Origin of the sequence: Streptomyces sp. NPDC005533, from assembly GCF_042871845.1 — a bacterium.
GTDB lineage: Bacteria > Actinomycetota > Actinomycetes > Streptomycetales > Streptomycetaceae > Streptomyces.
Window position 1 is genome coordinate 1 of sequence record NZ_JBIAJH010000199.1, and the last position, 1148, is coordinate 1148.

Below are 1148 nucleotides of genomic sequence, written 5' to 3' on the forward strand. Positions count from 1 at the left end.
TACTGAGGTTTTCAGTGTGGGGTCGGTGGGTTGAGGGGCAGGCCGGTGGCGGTGAGGCAGCCGTCGATCAGGTGGGGTCGGAGCTGGATTCTGCGTAACTCGCGGCGGAGTGTGCGGTCGAGGTCGTCGGGTGTGTCGAACGCGGTGTTGGCCATTGCTCTGCGCACGAGGGACCAGACGGCCTCGACGGGGTTGAGATCGGGTGCGTATGGCGGCAGCCGGATGGTGGTGAGCCAGTCGTGTTCGGCCTCGTACCGTTTGAGGCCTGCGGCCAGGTGGGTGTTGAGATTGTCCCAAACGACCACGATCGGGGCGCCGAGCTGAATGTGGGCCCGGACGAGCAGGTCCCGGTAGTCCTGCCAGGAAAAGCTCTTCCGTGCCCCCTTCAGCAGGAGGTGGTTGCGGGGCCGGTGAATCATCCGACTCCCCTCGCCGGGTTTGTAGCAGCACAGCGCAGCCACCGAGGTCCTGCGTCGGGAGCGGCCGCGGACGCGGATGACCGGGGTGTGGCCGCGTCGGCCCCAGGTGCGGGCGACCGGCGGCGTCATGGAGAATCCGGCTTCGTCCTCGAAGACGATCCAGCCGCCATGGGCCGCCGCGAGGCTTTTACCCGCGGCCACACCTCCCTCTTCCACAACTCGACGGCGTGTTCGTCACGCTCGAGGGCTCTGCGGGCGGGTGCCTGCCAGGACCAGCCGTGCCGTTTCAGCAGCCGCCACACCGTCGCCACCGACAGACTCACCCGCAACCGGCGGCGGATCACGCTCTGGACCCGGACCAGGGTCCACCGCTGATCCTCGAAACCATGGGCGGCCGGCCCCTTCGCCAACTCCTCCTCGAGCACGGTGAACTGGGCATCGGTAACGGTCGGGGAGTTCGCCGGCCCGGCCGAGTGCAAGGCCTCGAGCCCGCCCTCGCGCCAGGCGCGGCGCCAGCGTTCCACCGACCGCACGCTCACCCGCAAGTCCTTCGCGATCACCGCGGTCTTCTCACCCGCCGCGAACCGCCTGCCGGCCTGGAGCCGGATCTTCTCCCGAAATGCCCGACGTTCAGCGGTCAGGCCCCCACCCTCCGGATAACGCATACCAACGGCATACCGCAGGGATCATGAACCGTCACTACCCGACGACAACCCGAAATCCTCAGTA

General features: G+C 67.9%; 2 protein-coding genes. Both read right to left on the reverse strand.

The features are described 5' to 3' along the window. Positions 1 to 11: 11 nt before the first annotated feature. Positions 12 to 548: a transposase gene (locus ACFYP3_RS37920; RefSeq protein ID WP_388842687.1), complete on the reverse strand. Its 537-nt coding sequence runs from the start codon at positions 546 to 548 to the stop codon at positions 12 to 14. After that, on the reverse strand, positions 545 to 1084 hold the full coding sequence (locus tag ACFYP3_RS37925; RefSeq protein ID WP_388842685.1) for a winged helix-turn-helix domain-containing protein: 540 nt from the start codon (positions 1082 to 1084) through the stop codon (positions 545 to 547). The genes ACFYP3_RS37920 and ACFYP3_RS37925 overlap by 4 nt, the downstream gene beginning before the upstream one ends. Between the last annotated feature and the right edge of the window lie 64 nt (positions 1085 to 1148).

Coding starts and splice junctions, on each gene's coding strand:
- ACFYP3_RS37920 (WP_388842687.1), bottom strand. CDS start 548: ATGACGCCGCCGGTCGCCCGCACCTGGGGCCGACGCGGCCACACCCCG.
- ACFYP3_RS37925 (WP_388842685.1), bottom strand. CDS start 1,084: ATGCGTTATCCGGAGGGTGGGGGCCTGACCGCTGAACGTCGGGCATTT.